Consider the following 18,005-nt stretch of genomic DNA (forward strand, 5'->3'; position numbering starts at 1 on the left):
GATTGGTTTACCAGCACATCTTGGGGACGGCACAACAGAAAGCCGCCCACCCTTATGTCTTCACCCCAACAAGCCGAGTCAGTGGTCATTCCACCAGCCAACAGCCGGGGCCGGGTGATAGTGGCCAGCCTCATCGGCACCACGATCGAGTTCTACGACTTCTACGTCTACGCCACGGCCGCCGTCCTGGTCTTCCCCGCCTTGTTCTTCCCCAACGCCGACGCCGCCACGCAGCTGCTGAGCTCCTTCGCCATCTTTGGCGTGGCGTTCGTGGCCCGCCCGCTGGGCTCGATCGTGTTTGGCCACTTTGGCGACAAGATCGGCCGCAAGGGAACGCTCGTGGCCTCCCTGCTGACCATGGGCATCGCGACGTTCCTGATCGGCTGCCTGCCCACGGCCCTGGTCCCGGGTTGGACGTTCTGGGCGCCGGCGCTGCTGGTGGTATTCCGTTTCGCGCAGGGCCTGGCCCTGGGCGGGGAGTGGAGCGGTGCGGCCCTGCTGGCCACCGAAAACGCCCCTGCCGGCAAGCGCGCCATCTACGGCACCTTCCCCCAGCTGGGGGCTCCCATCGGCTTCATCCTGGCCAACGCCCTCTTCCTGGCCCTCAGCTTCGGGCTGACCACCGCGCAGTTCTCCGCCTGGGGCTGGCGCATCCCGTTCCTGCTCAGCTCCGTCATGGTCATCATCGGCCTGTACGTCCGGCTGAAGCTCGTTGAAACCCCCGCCTTCCAAAAGGTCATCGACCAGGGCGAGGTGTCCAAGCTCCCCGTGGGCCGGGTCTTCAAGACCAGCTGGCGCCCGCTGATCCTTGGCACCTTCGTCATGCTGGCCACCTATGTGCTGTTCTACCTCATGACCACGTTCACGCTGTCCTACGGCACGGCCCCCGCCACGCTTGCGGCCGCCAAGGCCAAGGCTGTTGCGGCCGGCAAGCCCATGACGGAGGCGGCCATCGACTCCTGGGTGGCCGGGCTGGGCTACACGCGCAACGAGTTCCTGATCATGCTCATCGTCGGCGTCGTGTTCTTCGGCATCTTCACTCTGGTCTCCGGGCCGCTGGCCGAAAAGTACGGTCGCCGCAAGATGCTGCTCTGGGTCACCGGTGCCATCACCGCCTTCGGCCTGGCGTTCGTGCCGCTCTTTGGCGGCGGCATCGTGGGCGTCATGGCGCTGCTGATCATCGGCTTCACCCTGATGGGCCTGACCTTTGGACCCATGGGTGCGCTGCTGCCCGAAATGTTCCCCACCAACGTCCGCTACACGGGATCGGCCATCAGCTACAACATGTCCAGCATCCTCGGTGCGGCCGTGGCGCCGTTCATCGCTGTGGCCCTGTGGCAGGCCGCCGGCGGCAGCCCCGTCCTGGTGGGCGTGTACCTGTCCTCCATGGCCGTGCTGACGCTCATCGCCCTGTTCCTGATGAAGGAAACCCGCGACCTGGACTACAACGCCAACGTCAGCTGACGCCTACTCCTCCCCGACCAGGACCCAATAGCAAAAGGTCCCGGCGGGCTCGACCAGTCATGGCCGATCCCACCGGGACCTTTTTGCGTGTGCGGTTTAGTCCTCGATCGTGGCGAGGACTGCGCCGGCGGAGACGGTGTCGCCCGCGGCGGCGCTCAGGCCCGTCACGGTGCCGGAGCGGTGCGCGGTGAGCGGCTGCTCCATCTTCATGGCCTCCAGGACCACGATGAGGTCGCCCTCGGCCACGACGTCGCCGTCGGCCACGGCCACCTTCACGATGGTGCCCTGCATGGGGGAAGTCAGCGCGTTGCCGTTCGCTGCGGCCGGACCGGAGGTGCGTCCGCGGCCGGCCTTCTTGGCCTTCTTGGCGCCGGCGGCGCGTGCCGTGCCAACAGCCAACGACGCCGGCAGCGTCACCTCAAGGCGCTTGCCGCCAACCTCGACGGTGACGCTTTGGCGGGTGCCGTCGTCGTCCGCGGTGCCGGTGCCTGCGAGGTCGAAGGCGGGGAGGGTGTTGTTGAACTCGGTTTCGATCCAGCGGGTGTGGATGCTGAACGGGGCGTCGCCGGCGGGGGCGAACGCGGGGTCCACCACCACGACGCGGTCGAACGGCAGGACCGTGGGGATGCCGCCGATTTCCATTTCCGCCAGTGCACGGCTGGCGCGCTCCAGGGCCTGGCGGCGGGTGGCGCCGGTGACGATCAGCTTTGCCAGCATGGAGTCGAAGTTGCCGCCGATCACTTCGCCGACCTCGACGCCGGAGTCGACGCGCACGCCCGGGCCGGTGGGCAGTTTCAGCGAGGTGACGACGCCGGGGGCGGGCATGAAGCCGCGGCCCGGGTCTTCGCCGTTGATGCGGAACTCGAAGGAGTGGCCGCGGATTTCGGGGTCGCCATAGCCGAGTTCCTCGCCGCGGGCCAGCCGGAACTGCTCGCGGACCAGATCGATGCCGGAGATTTCCTCGGAGATGGTGTGTTCCACCTGGAGGCGGGTGTTGACCTCGAGGAAGGAGATGGTGCCATCGGTGCCCACCAGGAACTCGCAGGTGCCGGCGCCCTGGTACTTGGCTTCCTTCATGATCGCCTTGGAGGCCTCGTACAGGCGGGCGTTCTGCTCGGCGCTCAGGAACGGCGCGGGGGCCTCCTCGACGAGCTTCTGATTGCGGCGCTGCAGCGAGCAGTCGCGGGTCGAAATGACCACGACGTTGCCCGCCGCGTCCGCCAGGCACTGGGTTTCGACGTGCCGGGGGGAGTCGAGGAAGCGTTCGACGAAGCACTCGCCGCGACCAAACGCGGCCACGGCCTCGCGGACGGCGGATTCGTACAGTTCGGGGATTTCCTCGCGGTTGCGGACCACCTTGATGCCGCGTCCGCCACCACCGTAGGCCGCCTTGATGGCCAGGGGCAGGCCGAATTCGTCGGCGAAGTCGAGAACTTCCTGGGTGGATTCCACCGGGTTCTTGGTGCCGGGAACCAGCGGGGCGCCCACCTTTTCGGCGATGTGGCGGGCCTGGACCTTGTCGCCCAGTGCCGCGATGGCGGCGGGGGACGGGCCGATCCAGATCAGGCCGGCGTCGATAACCTTCTGGGCGAAGTCGGCGTTTTCGGCCAGGAAGCCGTAGCCGGGGTGGACGGCGTCGGCGCCGGCAGCGGCCGCTGCGGCGAGCACCTTGTCCATGTCCAGGTAGGAGTCTGCGGCCGTGGCACCGCCGAGGGCGAAGGCCTCGTCGGCCAGGCGGACGTGCAATGCCTCGCGATCCGGGTCTGCGTAGACTGCCACGGATGCGATTCCCTCATCGCGGGCCGCCCGGATGATGCGGACGGCAATTTCGCCGCGGTTGGCAATCAGGACTTTGGTGAGCGTGGTTGCACCGCTTGGCTGTGAGTTGGTCACACGAGACTCCTTCTATTCTTCGCAAGAGCCTAGCGTGATTGTGAGGTTTTAGCCCATACATCATGCTGTTTCGGCGTGTGCGGCCATGATCTTTTGTGGGGTATCTACAAATTGTGACGAGGCCGGCCTTATTAAGCGCCGGCGATCCGTCGCAGCGTGTCCAGATGCCGCGCCCATGCAGTTTTGCCGTCGACCGTCAGTTTGGCCGAGGTGCGCGGGAACTTGCCCACGAACGCTTTCTTGATCGCCACAAAACCGGCTTTTTCCAGCACGGCCAGTTGCTTGCTCAACACGGAATCGCTGACCTGCACCGTGGCGCGGATGTCCTTGAAATCCATGGATTCGGCGTGGTCCAGGGCTGCCATGATGGAGAACCGTACGGGTTGGTGCAGAATTTCGCTCAGTTCCAGGCGCGGATGCGGCTCTGTGCTGTTGTCCTGGTCCTGGCTCATGCGCGCAGCTCACGGAATGCTGCGGCGAGTCCGACGGCGGCCAAAACGGCGGCGGCCGATGCGTAGTAGGCGATGCTGCCGTTGCGGAAGGCCAGAACGCCGATGGTTAGTGCCGCAGCGTACAGCGCAAAGTAGACAAAAAGCGAGGTGAGGAACCTCTTGGTGTAGCCGGCCTTGGTGGACAACTGGAACATGGGCCAGATGAAGGCGGTGAGGCATGCCCAGACCGCCACCGAAATGGTGAGCAGCGGGGCGCCGTAGCCCGTGTGGGCCACAATGTGCAGGCCGATCATGAGCATGGAGCCAATGATGGCCAGGCTCGTGAAGGTCATGGCAGTGGGCCAGCTGGCTGCGCTGGTGGCAGAGGTGCCGATACTTTGGGCTTTCGCCAGGAGTTCCTGCGCCTCTGCGGCCGATGGGGTGCCGTTTGCTTCGCTCATGATGGGCCTTTCGCTGGTGTACTTGAGGTGGTGTCATCAGCATATGAAAGTACTTTCTATTGCGTCAAGTACTTTCGTGATCCGGTTTTCTAATGCGCAGTGTTCCCGGCGCGGCGTTGCGCAGCCCCCGTGTGTGCGCAAGGCATGCGGGCGAGTCCTGCGCATAAGAAAAGCCCCGTGGGCCATGCGCCGAACCCGCGGCGAGTCCTGCTCATGGGGGAAGTCCTAGGCCCACAAGTCCGTGATGGACACCCCTGTTTTGGCCAGCAGGCGGCGCAGCGTGGAAAGGGACAGCCCCACCACGGTGTGCGGATCTCCGTCCACGCCGGTGATGAACGCCCCGGCCAGGCCGTCAATCGTGAACGCGCCGGCTACCTGGAGCGGTTCGCCCGTCGCCACGTAGGCGTCAATCTCCGCATCGGATACCTCCTCGAAGCTGACCACGGCGCTGGTGAGCTCTCCGTGCCCAAAGTCAGGGCCGGCGTCGGACTTGGCAATGAGCCAGTGGCCCGTGTGCAGCGTGCCGGAGGAGCCGCGCATCATGCGCCAGCGGTCGCGCGCCACCTCGGGCTCCCAGGGCTTGCCGTAGGGCTCGCCGGCAAATTCAAAGACGGAGTCGCAGCCAAGCACCAAGCCGTCCGTGACCGTGGCGGCAACGGCCTCCGCCTTGGCACGGGCCAGCAGCAGGGCCGTCTGGGCCGGGCTGACGGGGCCGGCGGCTGCCGTCACGGCGTCCTCGTCAACGTCGGAGACCAGGACGCGGTGTGTGATGCCGGCGTCCGTCAGCAACTTGGCGCGGGACGGGGAGGCGGAGGCGAGGATCAGCTGTGCGTCGGAGGTCATGCCTCAAGCCTAAAGGTCAGGTGGTGCCCGGCGCGGCGCGGGCTTGCCGGGGCCCGCGCACTAGGCTTGGTTCCATGCGCAAAAGTTTTGACGAGCTCGTGGCCGAGGCGACCGCCGTGTCAGTGGACGGCTGGGATTTTTCCTGGCTGGACGGACGGGCACTCGAGGAACGGCCGCCGTGGGGCTACCAACAGCTGATGGCGCAACGGATGGCGGCGGCGCGGGCATCCCTTGACCTGCAGACCGGCGGCGGAGAGGTGCTGGCCGGCGCCGCCGTTGTGCCACCCCTGGCCGTCGCCACGGAAGGCTGGCCGCCCAACGTGGCCGTCGCCGCCAGGCTCCTGCACCCGCGCGGCATTGTGGTGGTTGCCGACAACGACGAACCTCCGCTGCCCTTTGCGGGCGATTCCTTTGACCTTGTTACCAGCCGCCACCCGGTCAAGGCCTGGTGGACGGAGATCCACCGGGTGCTGGAATCCGGCGGGACGTATTTGTCCCAGCAGGTGGGTCCGGCCAGCGTGTTTGAACTCGTGGAGTTCTTCCTGGGTACCCAACCGGAATCGGTGCGCCGGGGCCGGCACTGGGACGACGCCGTCGCTGACGCCACCGCCGCGGGCCTGGAAGTGGTGGACCTCCAAACGGCGTCCCTGCGGACCGAGTTTTACGACATTGGCGCCGTGATCTACTTCCTGCGCAAGGTCATCTGGATGGTGCCCGGATTTACCGTGGAGGAGCACGAGGGGAAGCTGCGCGAACTGCATGCGATCATCGAGCGTGACGGCAAGTTCTCCGCCACCACCACCCGGTTCCTCATCGAGGCCCGCAAGCCCTAGGTCGCGGGGGTGAACCCATTCACCAGCCTGGAGCGGATCAGGAAGCGCTTGCCCTCCGGGGCCTCGACCGAGAAGCCACTGCCGCGCCCCGCCACGACGTCGACCGTCAAGTGGGTGTGCGACCAGTAGTTGAACTGCTCTTTCGACATCCAAAATTCCAACGGCCCGCATTCGGGCAGTTCAAAGAGCCCCAGTAGGACGTCGGCCTCGGCCGTGATGAACTCTCCGGCTGGGTAGCACATGGGGGAGGAGCCGTCGCAGCAGCCTCCCGACTGGTGGAACATGAGCGGGCCGTGGATGCCCCACATCTTTTGCAAAAGTTCGACGGCGGTCCCCGTCAGCGCGACCCGTGGCTCGGTCTCGCCCAGGATGGTGATGGCGGCATCCAGGACATCACTCGCACTGGCCATTGGACTGCTCCTTGTGGATTGGACGGAAAGTGCGCCAAAAGTGATACGGCGTCGGGGGAAAGTGCGCCAAAGGTGATACGGCGTCGGGGGAAAGTGCGCCAAAGGTGATACGGCGTCGAACGGTGGTTGAGCCTGCCGAAACAGGCCCAACCACCGCGCCCGGGGTTTAGAAGAAGCCGAGCTTGTTCTCGTCGTAGCTGACCAGCAGGTTCTTGGTCTGCTGGTAGTGGTCGAGCATCATGGCGTGGTTCTCGCGGCCGATGCCGGAGGACTTGTAGCCGCCAAACGCCGCGCCGGCCGGGTAGGCGTGGTAGTTGTTGACCCACACGCGGCCCGCCTGGATTTCGCGGCCGGCGCGGTAGGCGACGTTGCCGTTGCGGGACCAGACGCCGGCACCGAGGCCGTAGAGGGTGTCGTTGGCAATGTGCAGGGCATCGGCGTAGTCGTCGAACTTCGTCACGGCCAGCACGGGGCCGAAGATCTCCTCCTGGAAGATGCGCATGTCGTTGGTGCCCTCGAAGATGGTGGGCTTGACGTAGTAGCCGCCGGCCAGGTCCCCTTCGAGGATGTTGCGCTCGCCGCCGGTGAGCAGCTTGGCGCCCTCCTGCTTGCCGATGTCGATGTAGGAGAGGATCTTCTCCATCTGGTCGTTGGAGGCCTGCGCGCCGATCTGGGTGTCGGTGTCCAGCGGGTTGCCCTGGATGATGGCCTCGGTGCGGGCAATCGCGTCGGCCATGAAGGAATCGTAGATCCCGCCCTGGATGACGGCGCGCGACGGGCAGGTGCAGACCTCGCCCTGGTTGAAGGCGTAGAGGGTGAAGCCCTCCAGTGCCTTGTCGTAGAACGCGTCGTCGGCATCCATGACGTCGTTGAAGAAAATGTTCGGGCTCTTGCCGCCCAGCTCCAGCGTGACGGGGATCAGGTTCTGGGACGCGTACTGGCTGATCAGCCGGCCCGTGGTGGTCTCGCCCGTGAAGGCGATTTTGCGGATGCGCTTGGATGAGGCGAGCGGCTTGCCGGCCTCCACGCCGAAGCCGTTGACCACGTTGACCACGCCGGCGGGCAGGATGTCTGCGATCAGTTCCATGAGCACCAGGATCGATGCCGGGGTCTGCTCCGCGGGCTTGAGGACCACGGCGTTGCCCGCCGCGAGTGCCGGCGCCAACTTCCACACGGCCATCAGGATCGGGAAGTTCCAGGGGATGATCTGGCCCACGACGCCGAGCGGCTCGTGGTAGTGGTAGGCGGTGGTGTTGTCGTCGAGCTGGGTCAGCCGGCCTTCCTGGGCACGGACCACGGAGGCGAAGTAGCGGAAGTGGTCCGCGGCGAGCGGGATGTCGGCGTTGAGGGTTTCGCGGACGGCCTTGCCGTTGTCCCAGGTCTCGGCGACGGCGAGCAGTTCGACGTTTTCATCGATCCTGTCGGCGATCTTGTTCAGCACGGCGGCGCGCTCGGTGGGGGAGGTCTTGCCCCAGCTCGGGGCCACCTTGTGGGCGGCGTCCAGGGCCAGCTCGATGTCCTCGGCGGTGCCGCGGGCCACCTCGCAAAAGACCTTGCCGTTGACCGGGGAGACGTTCTCGAAGTACTCGCCCTTGATGGGGGCAACCCATTCGCCGCCGATCCAGTTTTCGTAGCGGTCCTTGAAGGTGACCTTGGCTCCTGGCTGGCCGGGCTGTGCATAAACAGTCATGGCTGTTACTCCTCTGCGTGGGGGACGTCGGTGTCCTTGCCCAGAAGCGTACGTGCTGCAACGTTGCAGCTACGTTGCATGCCCGGATCCGCCCGGCGTCAGGCCTCCCGCGCCTCCAGATGGGCGACGACGGCGGCCCGCCGGGGTGAGCGCGGCGGCAGCAGGCGCAGGGCACAGTGCCAGGCCTCGGCGTCGTCCGCGGCCTCGGGAAGCTGCAGGTAGGCCAGCACCACCTCGGGGCTCGCATCGTTGAGGATGGCCTCGCGCAGGAGCAGCCCCACCCGGGTGCGCAGGGTTCCGATGGCCGGGGCCTGGGACCTGGGCAGGACCTCGCCGCGGTAAATGTTCAGGGCCAGCCGGTGGGCGCCGCGATCAAGGTAGCTGAGCACCTGGTCCGCGTCCACCACGAGGGAACGCGGCAGCCGGTAGGGGCGGGATTCGGGCACCAGGCTGGGGGTGTGCCGGTGCAGCAGACGGCGCAGCCGGACCATCTCGGCCCGGATGCTCGTCAGGGAGGTCCCGTCCGGGTACACCATGGCGGTCAGTTCCTCCGCGCTCAGGCCGTTGGGGTGCAGGGCCAGCATGGTGAGGATTTCGGTGTGCCGTTCACTGAGCGTGATGGCCTCGCCGGCAAGGTGCAGCAGGCCCTGTTCGCGGCCCAGGACCTGCAGGCTGTCCCGGTAGAGGGGTTTGACGCCGGACGATCCGGCGGTTCCGGCGGCTGACCTGCTTGCCGTTCTCGCGGGCCGGGGCGTGCCGCGCCCGGCGGAGGCCAGGCGTTCCAGGCGCTGGATGCGCAATTGGGCTTCCGCGGCCGCCACCGTGGCCTGGACCAGGGACAAAGTGTTGGTGCCCACCGCCCTGGCGTCGCCGGTGATGTCCACGACGCCCAACAGGCTGCCGGAGTCCGGGTCGTGGACCGGGACGGCCGTGCAGCTCCACGAGTGCACGGCGGGGCTGAAATGTTCCTCGCCCATGATTTGCACGCTTCGTCCAAGCACCAATGCGGTGCCGGGCGCGCTGGTTCCCACGGTTGTCTCCGACCAGTCGGCGCCCGTGGCGAAATTAATGGCCTCGCCGTGCCGACGTGCGGAGGCGTCCCCCTCCACCCACAACAGCCTGCCGTGCTCGTCTCCCACGGCGACCAAGAGCCCCGTGTCGTGGCTCGGTTGGACCAGCAATTGTTGGATGACGGGCATGATCGCGGCCAGGGGATGGTTGCGCCGGAACTCCGCCAGTTCGCGATTTTCCCACACGAGCGGCGGGGCGGCCGCCTCCGGCGAGGCCAACGTGTCCAGGGAACGCTGCCAGGATTCACGGACCAGCTCCCGCACGGGGGCATGGCCCGGCCCGGTCAGCACGGGATGCATCGGGGACATGAAATCTCCTGGGCCAGTAAGTCCGGGCCATTGACATCGACGGGTGGGCGGGCTGGGCAGTCGGGGACCTGCGAAGGCCGCATGGTGTGACTCACAGCATAGTTGATAAGGGGTGCCCTAGTGCCGCCTCGAGTCGTCGATGAAGGACACCTTTGCCACATACTGCCGGTACAGGGCAACGGCGTTGTCGGTGGACATGTGCCCAAACGTCAAAGCGGCTTCGAGGCCGTCCAACTCGGCATTGCAGGCCTCCGCCGCCGAAACCTGGGAGGCCACGTTCTGTGAGTTGGCAAGGTTTGTTGCCAGCGCGGCGGCGAGGGACAGCAGCACCGCGGCCAGGCACAGGATGCGCCAGACGATCGAATCGTCGCCCAGTGAAAAGATGCCCTGGACGGCCACTGTGAACCGCGAGCCGCCGGCGGCCGGCCCAACCGTGGCGAGGGCCGCCAGGGCGCTGCCCACGATGCTGATGTAAACGAGCCGTCTCCGCCGCGGCCGGGCGGTGCTGAGGAAGGCCTTGACGGCCGATCTGCGCTGCTCAATTCGCACGGAGAGCTCCTGGCGTGCCTGCGGATCCTCACTCACGGTATTCCTCCCGGCGCCTCGGGTGGGGCATGTGCCTCCAATTGTGGCAGTCCGCCAGCCGCCTGTACATGGAATCCGGTCCGAGGTGTGTGCATGGGCTTGTGCGGCGGACGACGGCGCCGGGAGCGTCTGGGAACGGAGCCCGGAGAGCGGCGGGGAGAGTGTCACTTAAAGACCGGAGGCACGGTGTGGGGGATCTTTCGATTCCCCACACCGCGCTCTAAACTGCCGATTGGTGGTTGCCGGCCGTCAGCCGCTGATTATCGACCGCAGCTTGTCAGCGTGCCGTGGCGGGTTCCGGCTCGGCTTCCTTGGCGCCCTGGTGGCTCGATTCGCCCAGGGAAACGAGCTTTGCGCCCTCCACATCCACATCCGGGAGTACTTTGTTCAACCATTTCGGGATCCACCAGGCGGACTTGCCCAAAAGGTGCATCGCGGCAGGGATGATGGTCATACGCACCACGAACGCGTCGATCAGGACGCCGAACGCCAGGGCGAAACCAAGCGGCCGCACCATGGTCAGATGGGAGAAGATGAAGCCGGAGAACACACTTGTCATGATGATCGCCGCAGCGGTGACCACGGGGGCCGCATGCTTGAACCCGGTCCGCACCGCCTGCTTGGCATTCTGGCCGTGCACGAACGCCTCACGCATGCCCGAGGCGATGAACACCTGGTAGTCCATGGCCAGGCCAAACAGCACGCCGATCAGGATGATGGGCAGGAAGCTGAGCACCGCGCCCGGGTTGGCCACATCGAAGACGCCGCCAAGCCAGCCCCACTGGTACACGGCCACCACGCCGCCAAACGCGGCAACCAGGGACAGCAGGAATCCGGCGGTCGCCAGGATCGGAACCAGGATGGAACGGAACACCAGGATGAGCAGGATCAGGGACAGTCCGACGACGATTGCCAGGTAGGGCGGCAGCGCCGCTCCCAGCTTGGCTGAGACGTCGACGTTCGCGGCGGTCTGCCCGGTCAGGCCAATGCTCACATCGTGGTCGGCCTTGATGGTGGCGCCCTCGGTGCGCAGGTCATGGACCACCTGGACGGTGCTGGCGCTCGCCGGACCCTCCGCCGGGATCACCTGGTAGACGGCCGTGCGGAAGTTCTTGCTGACTGCCACCGGAACTGCGGCCTTGACGTTGGGAACCGACCTCAACTGATCGGCCACGTCAAGGTTCAGCGCCGTGGCGCTGGCCTCGTTCAGGCCGGCCGGAAGCGAGCCGACCACGATGATGGGGCCGTTCATGCCTTCGCCGAAGTTTTCTCCGGTCAGCGTGTACGCCTTATAGGCGCTGGAGCCGACGGGTTCGGAACCGCCGTCGGGCAGGGCCAGCCGCAGGCCGGCGGCCGGGATGGCCACCACGGCCAGCGCCAGCACCGCGGTCACAAGGGAGATGACGGGGTGCTTGGTGACAAGGCCGCCCCATCCGCGCGAGCTGCGGGCAATGTCCTTGGCGGTGTCGGCGGCCTGGCGTTCGGACGTGCTCAGAGGTGCACCGCCGGCGGTGGTTTCGGCGTCGTGGGCTGCGCGTTCGGCCGCATTCTTCGCCCAGGTGCGCTTGGCGATGACCCGGCGGCCGATCAAGGAAAGGATGGCCGGGGTCAGGCTCAGGGCGATCAGCACGGCCACCGCCACTGTGGCTGCCGCGGCAAGGCCCAGCACCGTCAGGAAGGGCAGTCCGGTGACCGAGAGTGCGGACAGGGCGATGACCACCGTCAGCCCGGCAAACAACACGGCGTTGCCCGAGGTGCCGGTGGCCTTGGCGATGGATTCGCGCATTTCCATTCCGGCCAGCAGTTGTTGGCGGTGCCGGTTCACAATGAACAGCGAGTAGTCAATGCCCACTGCGAGTCCCAGCATCAGGGCCAGCATGGGGGAAATGGAGGACATCTCGATGACGCTGGTCAGCGCCATGGTGCCGCCCACACCGATGCCCACGCCGATGAGCGCCATGACCAGGGGCAGGCCCATGGCGATGAACGTGCCCAACATGATGAAGAGGACCGCGGCGGCAACAACGATGCCGAGAACTTCGGCGATGCCGAAGAGGGAGGAGACGTCCTGGACGATTTCCTGGCTGTAGTTCACGCTCACGCCGCTTGAGGCAACCGTGTTCAGCTTTTCCTGGACCAGCTTGCGATTCGCGGGGGTGACGGCGTTCATCGACTCGGAGAACTGGATCTGCGCGATCGCGGCCTTGCCGTTGTCGGAGACAAACTTCACGCCCGCGGCGGCGTCGGCCTTGCGCTGGCCCGCGGTGAGCTCGGCCTTGTTGGTGGCGAGGGTCTTGGCACCTTCGTCGTATTTGGCCTGGCCGGCGGCCAACTGGGCTTGTCCGGCGGCAAGCTGTGCCGCCTGGGCGTCCAGCGCAGCCTGTCCGGCGGCGAGTTGGGCGGACGCCGCGGCGGCCTGCGCGGATCCGGCGGGCAGGGCGGCAATCTGGCTCTTTTGCGCGTTCAGCGCGGCTTGGCCGGCGTCGAGCTTGGACTGGCCGTCCTTGAGCTGGGCACTCGAGGCGTCAAGGGTCTTCTTGCTCTCGGCGAGCTTCGCTTCACCGGCGGCAAGCTGCTTCTGGCCGTCGGCCAGCTTCGCGTTGCCGGCCTTGATGGAGGCTTCGGTGACGAACGGGTCAATCGCGCCCTTGACGGTCGGGACCGTGGTGACCGTGGCAAGCGCGGCCGAGATGGCCTTTTCCTGCGCCGGCGTAAACGGCTTGCCGTTGGCCGTCGTGAACACCACGGACCCCGAGCCGCCGGCAGCCTCGGGCAGGTCGGCCTGGAGCTTGTCCGCCATTTGCTGGGTCTCGGTGCCGGGAATTTGGAAGTTGTTGGACATCGGTCCCATGAACGCCGCCACAGCGCCGCCCACGAGTCCCAGGATGACCACCCAGGAGGCGATCACCAACCATGCCCGGCGGGCGGAGAAGCGGCCGAGCCGATAAAGCCAAAGAGCCATGTTGCGTCCTTAGAGAGTTGAAACGTTGGCGCGGGCAAGGCGCCGGAGGGTGGAAACCTAGGAGCTGAAACCGGTGCGGATCAGCGAAATGGTGGTGTCGAGCAACGAACGCAGGTGGGCCAGCGATTCCTCGGAGGTGTCCGGGCCGCGTTCGCTCAGCCAGACGGAGAACGCCGCCTTGCAGCTTCCGGTCACGGCGCCCACCAGGGTGTTGAGGTACAGTTCGTCGGTCTCGGCGGGGAGCCGGTGCCGGGCCACCTCGGTGATCTTTACGGTGCATTCCTCCCAGGCCTGCAACTGGAACCTGCCCAGCGCCGGATCCTGGGTGAGGGCGAAGATTTCGGCCAGGAGGGCCAGGTCCCGGGGGTTTCCACCGGTGGACAGGGCGTGCTGGGCGGATTCCAGGAGCGGCTCATCGGCCGGGCGGGCATCAAGATCGACGATCACCGAGTCAAGATAGCGCTGGGTGAAACTGGCCACGGCCGCTTCCACGGAGGAAAAGTAGTTGAAAAAGGTGCGCCGGGAAACTCCCGCGGCGGCGGCGACCTCGTCGACGGTGAATTCGTTCAGGGCCTTGGTGCGCAGGAATTCAAGTGCGGCACCGGCGATGGCGTCCCGGGTGGCGACTTTGTTCAGCTCACGGCGGGACGGGGGCGCGGGGGAGAGTGTTACGGGGGAATCGGTCACATAACTACACTAAGTGCAAGTTTGCACTCCATGCAAGTTAAAAGGTGGGTGTGCTATAAGATCACACCCACCCCAAAAGGTGCCATTTTCGCGCGGCTACTGGGCCTGCGGCTACTGGGCCTGCGGGTTCTGGGAGAGGTAGATTGATTGGCCCGTGGCGCCGGGCTGCCCCTCGGCCAGCGGAATGGCGAACACTGCGGTGCCGTAGGCGCACACCTCGGTCCAGTTCTGGCCCATTTCCGAGGTGTCAAAACGGGTGGCGACAATCGCGTTGGCGCCCTTGGATTCGGCCTCCGTCACCATGCGGGCCACCACTTCCTGGCGGCTTTCGTACAGGGCCTTGGTCATCTCGGGGAGCTCGCCGCCTCCGAGGGCGCGGAAGCCGGCGGTCAGCTGGGCGCCGATGTGGCGCGAGCGCACGGTCAGGCCCATGACCTCGCCGAAGACGGCGTCGATCTTGTAGCCGGGGAGGTCGTTGGTTGTCACGATGATCATGGGTGCACCTTTCACTGGCCGGCCGTGGCCGGGGAGGATTCCTGATCGCATCCTACGATGCCCCCAACGCAAACTCCCGCCACGATTCCCCGAGGGGGATTCGTGGCGGGAGCCTGTTATGAACATTTCCTACAGCAGGGTTGCGGGGTGGTTGCCCGCGGTGACTTAGGCGTTGGCGAACTCGCGCTGGGGGTCGTGGTCGCCGGCGTCGTCCTTGTTCAGCGCGGCCAGCGACTCGGTGCTGTCATCGGCGAACGGGTTGCCGTTGCGCGGTGCGTTGTAGAGCGTCTCGTCGAGGATGCCCTGGCGCTTGGCGACGATGGCCGGAACCAGTGCCTGCCCGGCGACGTTGACCGCGGTGCGGCCCATGTCCAGGATGGGGTCCACGGCGAGCAGGAGCCCGACCCCGGCCAGCGGCAGTCCCAGCGTGGAGAGCGTCAGCGTGAGCATCACGACGGCGCCCGTGGTGCCGGCCGTTGCGGCCGAACCCAAGACGGAAACCAGGACGATCAGCAGGTACTGGCCCAGGTCCAGGTGGATGCCGAAGAACTGTGCGACGAAGATCGCGGCGACGGCCGGGTAGATCGCGGCGCAGCCGTCCATCTTGGTGGTGGCGCCCAGCGGTACGGCGAAGGAGGCGTAGGCGCGGGGGACGCCGAGGTTGCGTTCGGTCACGCGCTGGGTCAGCGGCAGGGTGCCGATCGAGGAGCGGGAGACGAAGCCCAGCTGGACGGCCGGCCACACACCGGAGAAGTACTGCTTGATGGACAGTCCGTGGGACTTGACGAGGATCGGGTAGACCACGAACAACACGATGGCCAGGCCCACGTAGATGGCCAGCGAGAACTTGCCGAGCGAACCGATGGTGGTCCAGCCGTAGGTGGACACGGCCTTGCCGATCAGGCCGACGGTGCCGATCGGGGCGAGGCGGATGATCCACCAGAGCACTTTCTGGATGACGGCGAGGGCGGAGCTGTTCAGCTTCAGGAAGGGATCGGCGGCCTTGCCAACCTTCAGGGCGGCGATGCCGACGGCGATCGCGATGACCAGCACCTGCAGCACGTTGAAGCTGACCGCGGTGGTGATGGCGCCGCCGTCACCCGGGGTGGTGATGGCGCCCAGGCCCATGAAGTTCGACGGGATCAGGCCGGTCAGGAACGCCCACCAGTTGCCGGAGGTGCCGGTGTAGTCGGCCGGGGTTGCCTGGCCGGTGCCGGCGCCGGGCTGGAAGACGACGCCCAGGAAGATGCCGATGGTCACGGCGATCAGGGCGGTGATGGCGAACCACAGCAGGGTGTTCCAGGCGAGCCGGGCCGCGTTGGTGACCTGGCGCAGGTTGGCGATCGAGGAGACGACGGCGGTGAACACCAGGGGAACGACTGCGGCCTTGAGCAGCGACACATAGCTGGTGCCGATGGTGGTCAGGGTGGCCGTCAGGGCGTTGGGGTTGGTCTTGGGGTCCCCGCCCAGATTGCGGGCAATCAGGCCCAGGACGAGGCCGGCGATCAGGCCGAGGATGATTTGAACGCCAAAGTTGCCGGCCCACTTGGGGAGCCGCGACACCTTGGGTGTGGTTGCTGTGGAAGTCATTGCTCAACCGTAAATGTCGCACGATAACACCAAAGAATTTGTGTTTCGCCGTGTTACGGCTGTGAATTGGCCTGTATTACGCACCGCGTCGCGGGGGATCCACGGCGTTTTGGTGTGCGGTCCGGAGTGCGATTCGGAGCGCCGGTCAGTGCCCGAGTTCCCGGTGGACCTCCCCATCCAGGGCGTTGCCTTCGGCCAGCAGGGCCAACAGCCCCTCCAACTGTTCGGCCTGCTCGGCGCTGAGCGGCCTCAGCAGTTCGGCCTCATGGTCCTGGGCCACGTCGCGGAGCCGGCCCAGCATGGCGGTGCCCTCCGCCGTGAGCTGCAGTTCATAGTTGCGCCTGTCCGTCTGGCTGCGCGTCCGCTCCACCAGGCCGCGGGTTTCCAGCGAATCGATCAACGGCACAATTCGGCTGGGCACCGCGCCGAGCCTGTCCGCGAGGGCCCGCTGGCTCAGCCCCGGATTGCGCCCCAAGAGGCGCAACGTCCCGGCGTCGCTGGGGGTCAGCCCCAGGGGCTTGGTCCGCTCGGCGAAGCGGGCGGAGGCAAGCGCGCCTAATTGGGACAGCAGGAATGCCGTCCGTCTGGGCCTGCCGGGGGAAATGGATGCCATGCCTTCAAGATTACATGCTTGACAGAATAGTTCAAGAGGTGAATCATTCAATGCATGAAGCAATTGAGGGAGGATGATCTTGATATGTCCGGTGATGTGAACAACCCCGCAGTCGGAAGGTCCCGCTCCGGCGGACCGCACCCGGGAGTCCTGGCCGCGGTCAGCCTGGGGATCTTTTTGGTGTCGCTGGCACTTGGCGCCGTGTTGACGGGAGGGCAGGTGTTTGTTTCCCCGTTTGCCCCGGCCGCCGACGTGGCCCGGTTCTACCAGCAAAATGCCGGTGCAGCACGGCTGTCGGGCATGCTGTTGTTCGGTTCCGCGGTGCCGTTGGGAATCTTCGCGGCCACCGTCTACGCCCGCCAGCTCCGGCTCGGCGTGCGCGTTCCGGGGCCGGCCATCGGCTACTTTGGCGGCATTGCGGCTGCCGTGTTCCTTATGGTGTCCGGCCTGGTGACCTGGGTCCTGGGCCAGCCGTCGGTCAGCGCCAACCTGCCGGTGACGCAGGCCCTGGCGCTGCTGGGGTTCGCGGCGGGCGGCGTCGGCTTCGTCGTCGGACTCGGCTTGCTGGTGGCGGGGCTCGCGGTGCCGGCCCTGATCCTGCGGTTCGTGCCCCGTTGGCTTGCCTGGACCGGGCTGGTGATTGCCGCCCTGTCCGAGCTGAGCTTCCTGTCCCTGGCCGTAGAACCGTTCCAATTCCTGCTCCCCATTGGGCGCTTCGGCGGGATGCTGTGGCTCGTGGCCGTGGGCTTCCTGCTGCCGACCACCCGGGCGGCGGCCAATAGGGTGCCCGGCAGGGAACCGGCCCGGCGTGACCACGGAGTGCTGTCATGACCGCCCGGGGAGCCGGATTGCTGGTCGGGAAGGTGGCGCTGGTGGTTGGTGCCAGCCGCGGCATCGGTGCCGGAATCGCTTTGGCCATGGCCGACGCCGGTGCCCAGGTGGTGCTCGCCGCCCGCGACCAAGCTGCATTGGCCCTGCGCGTTGAGGAGATTACCCGGCGCGGTGGGCAGGCCGTGGCATTTCCCGTCGACGTGCTGGACGAGGACTCCGTGAAGGGTCTTCTGGCCGAGGTTCGACGCCGTTTTGGCCGCCTTGACGCCGCCGTCAACAACGCCGCCGGTGGCGGACGGCCCCCGGCCCTGCTGGCCGATTGGTCCAGCGCCGAGTTCGACAGCGCCGTCGCCGTGGACCTGCGCGGAGTGTTCCTGTGCCTGAAATATGAGCTGGAACTGATGCTCTCTGACGGGGAAGACGGGGGAGGCGGTAGCGGCGGGGCGATCGTTAATATGTCCTCGACCGCCGGCGAGCAGGGTGTGAGCGGGCTGAGCGGCTATGTAGCCGGCAAATATGGCGTGGGCGGGCTGACCCGCGTTGCCGCGCTTGATTACGCAGGTGCCGGAATCCGCGTCAACGCGATCGCGCCCGGGCCAATCCTCACCGACCGCCTCGCGGCCGCCGGCCTCGGTGCCCAAAAGATGGCCGCCGCCGCTGTCCCGTTGGGCCGGCTCGGCCAGGTGCAGGACGTGGCGGCGGCCGCCGTGTGGCTGTGCTCGGAGGAATCCGGCTTCGTGACCGGCACGGTAATGCCGGTCGACGGCGGCCGCCTTGCCGGCGTCCCCGCTTTCAACATCAAGCCGAACCAAGGGGCGCCGGACCCGAACTGAGTTTG

The 18,005-nt window shown here is 66.6% G+C and carries 17 protein-coding genes; 4 read left to right on the forward strand and 13 right to left on the reverse strand.

Translation table 11 applies throughout. The features are described from left to right. Positions 1-54: 54 nt before the first annotated feature. A complete protein-coding gene (locus AL755_RS06345) occupies positions 55-1,464 on the forward strand; it encodes an MFS transporter (RefSeq protein WP_054010283.1) in 1,410 nt (469 codons plus the stop codon). Positions 1,465-1,560: 96 nt separating this feature from the next. On the opposite strand, the gene AL755_RS06350 is transcribed toward AL755_RS06345, so the two are convergent. From AL755_RS06350 to AL755_RS06365, 4 genes are all read right to left on the reverse strand, one after another. Beyond that, positions 1,561-3,357 (reverse strand): acetyl/propionyl/methylcrotonyl-CoA carboxylase subunit alpha, encoded by a 1,797-nt coding sequence (locus AL755_RS06350; protein WP_054010284.1) that lies wholly within the window; start codon positions 3,355-3,357, stop codon positions 1,561-1,563. A gap of 131 nt (positions 3,358-3,488) precedes the next feature. Next, positions 3,489-3,809 (reverse strand): winged helix-turn-helix domain-containing protein, encoded by a 321-nt coding sequence (locus AL755_RS06355; protein WP_054010285.1) that lies wholly within the window; start codon positions 3,807-3,809, stop codon positions 3,489-3,491. Further along, entirely contained in the window at positions 3,806-4,249 is a 444-nt protein-coding gene (locus tag AL755_RS06360) for a hypothetical protein (protein WP_054010286.1), read from the reverse strand. The genes AL755_RS06355 and AL755_RS06360 overlap by 4 nt, the downstream gene beginning before the upstream one ends. Before the next feature lie 225 nt (positions 4,250-4,474). After that, positions 4,475-5,092 carry a Maf family protein gene (locus tag AL755_RS06365; protein WP_054010287.1) on the reverse strand — a complete coding sequence of 206 codons (618 nt, stop codon included), beginning with the start codon at positions 5,090-5,092 and terminating at the stop codon, positions 4,475-4,477. Between the two features lie 74 nt (positions 5,093-5,166). Between AL755_RS06365 and AL755_RS06370 the strand changes: the two genes are divergently transcribed. After that, positions 5,167-5,925 (forward strand): class I SAM-dependent methyltransferase, encoded by a 759-nt coding sequence (locus AL755_RS06370; protein WP_054010288.1) that lies wholly within the window; start codon positions 5,167-5,169, stop codon positions 5,923-5,925. Here the strand turns inward: AL755_RS06370 and AL755_RS06375 are convergent. The 9 genes from AL755_RS06375 to AL755_RS06415 all read right to left on the reverse strand — a co-directional run bounded on the left by AL755_RS06375 (position 5,922) and on the right by AL755_RS06415 (position 16,336). Further along, positions 5,922-6,335 (reverse strand): DUF779 domain-containing protein, encoded by a 414-nt coding sequence (locus tag AL755_RS06375; RefSeq protein ID WP_054010289.1) that lies wholly within the window; start codon positions 6,333-6,335, stop codon positions 5,922-5,924. The two genes, AL755_RS06370 and AL755_RS06375, sit on opposite strands and share 4 nt — an antisense overlap. Before the next feature lie 166 nt (positions 6,336-6,501). Continuing rightward, positions 6,502-8,025 (reverse strand): acetaldehyde dehydrogenase ExaC, encoded by a 1,524-nt coding sequence (gene exaC, locus AL755_RS06380; protein WP_054010290.1) that lies wholly within the window; start codon positions 8,023-8,025, stop codon positions 6,502-6,504. 98 nt (positions 8,026-8,123) lie between these two features. Next, on the reverse strand, positions 8,124-9,404 hold the full coding sequence (locus AL755_RS06385; RefSeq protein ID WP_054010291.1) for a helix-turn-helix domain-containing protein: 1,281 nt from the start codon (positions 9,402-9,404) through the stop codon (positions 8,124-8,126). 117 nt (positions 9,405-9,521) lie between these two features. Next, entirely contained in the window at positions 9,522-9,989 is a 468-nt protein-coding gene (locus AL755_RS06390) for a hypothetical protein (protein WP_054010292.1), read from the reverse strand. 277 nt (positions 9,990-10,266) lie between these two features. Beyond that, on the reverse strand, positions 10,267-12,951 hold the full coding sequence (locus AL755_RS06395; protein ID WP_054010293.1) for an MMPL family transporter: 2,685 nt from the start codon (positions 12,949-12,951) through the stop codon (positions 10,267-10,269). A 57-nt stretch (positions 12,952-13,008) separates the two neighbouring features. Next, on the reverse strand, positions 13,009-13,638 hold the full coding sequence (locus tag AL755_RS06400) for a TetR/AcrR family transcriptional regulator (RefSeq protein WP_054010294.1): 630 nt from the start codon (positions 13,636-13,638) through the stop codon (positions 13,009-13,011). 111 nt (positions 13,639-13,749) lie between these two features. Beyond that, complete coding sequence (locus AL755_RS06405) at positions 13,750-14,133, reverse strand: YbjQ family protein (RefSeq protein ID WP_054010295.1); 384 nt, start codon at positions 14,131-14,133, stop codon at positions 13,750-13,752. A 165-nt stretch (positions 14,134-14,298) separates the two neighbouring features. Next, entirely contained in the window at positions 14,299-15,723 is a 1,425-nt protein-coding gene (locus AL755_RS06410) for a dicarboxylate/amino acid:cation symporter (RefSeq protein WP_054010296.1), read from the reverse strand. Positions 15,724-15,868: 145 nt separating this feature from the next. Beyond that, entirely contained in the window at positions 15,869-16,336 is a 468-nt protein-coding gene (locus AL755_RS06415; RefSeq protein WP_054010297.1) for a MarR family winged helix-turn-helix transcriptional regulator, read from the reverse strand. Positions 16,337-16,420: 84 nt separating this feature from the next. On the opposite strand from AL755_RS06415, the gene AL755_RS06420 reads away from it, so the two are divergent. Beyond that, positions 16,421-17,167, forward strand: coding sequence for a hypothetical protein (locus tag AL755_RS06420; protein WP_054010298.1), 747 nt, complete (start codon positions 16,421-16,423; stop codon positions 17,165-17,167). Then, positions 17,164-18,000 (forward strand): SDR family NAD(P)-dependent oxidoreductase, encoded by an 837-nt coding sequence (locus AL755_RS06425; RefSeq protein ID WP_054010299.1) that lies wholly within the window; start codon positions 17,164-17,166, stop codon positions 17,998-18,000. The genes AL755_RS06420 and AL755_RS06425 overlap by 4 nt, the downstream gene beginning before the upstream one ends. The last annotated feature ends 5 nt before the right edge of the window (positions 18,001-18,005 follow it).

It is taken from the genome of Arthrobacter sp. ERGS1:01, from assembly GCF_001281315.1.
Classification (GTDB): domain Bacteria; phylum Actinomycetota; class Actinomycetes; order Actinomycetales; family Micrococcaceae; genus Specibacter.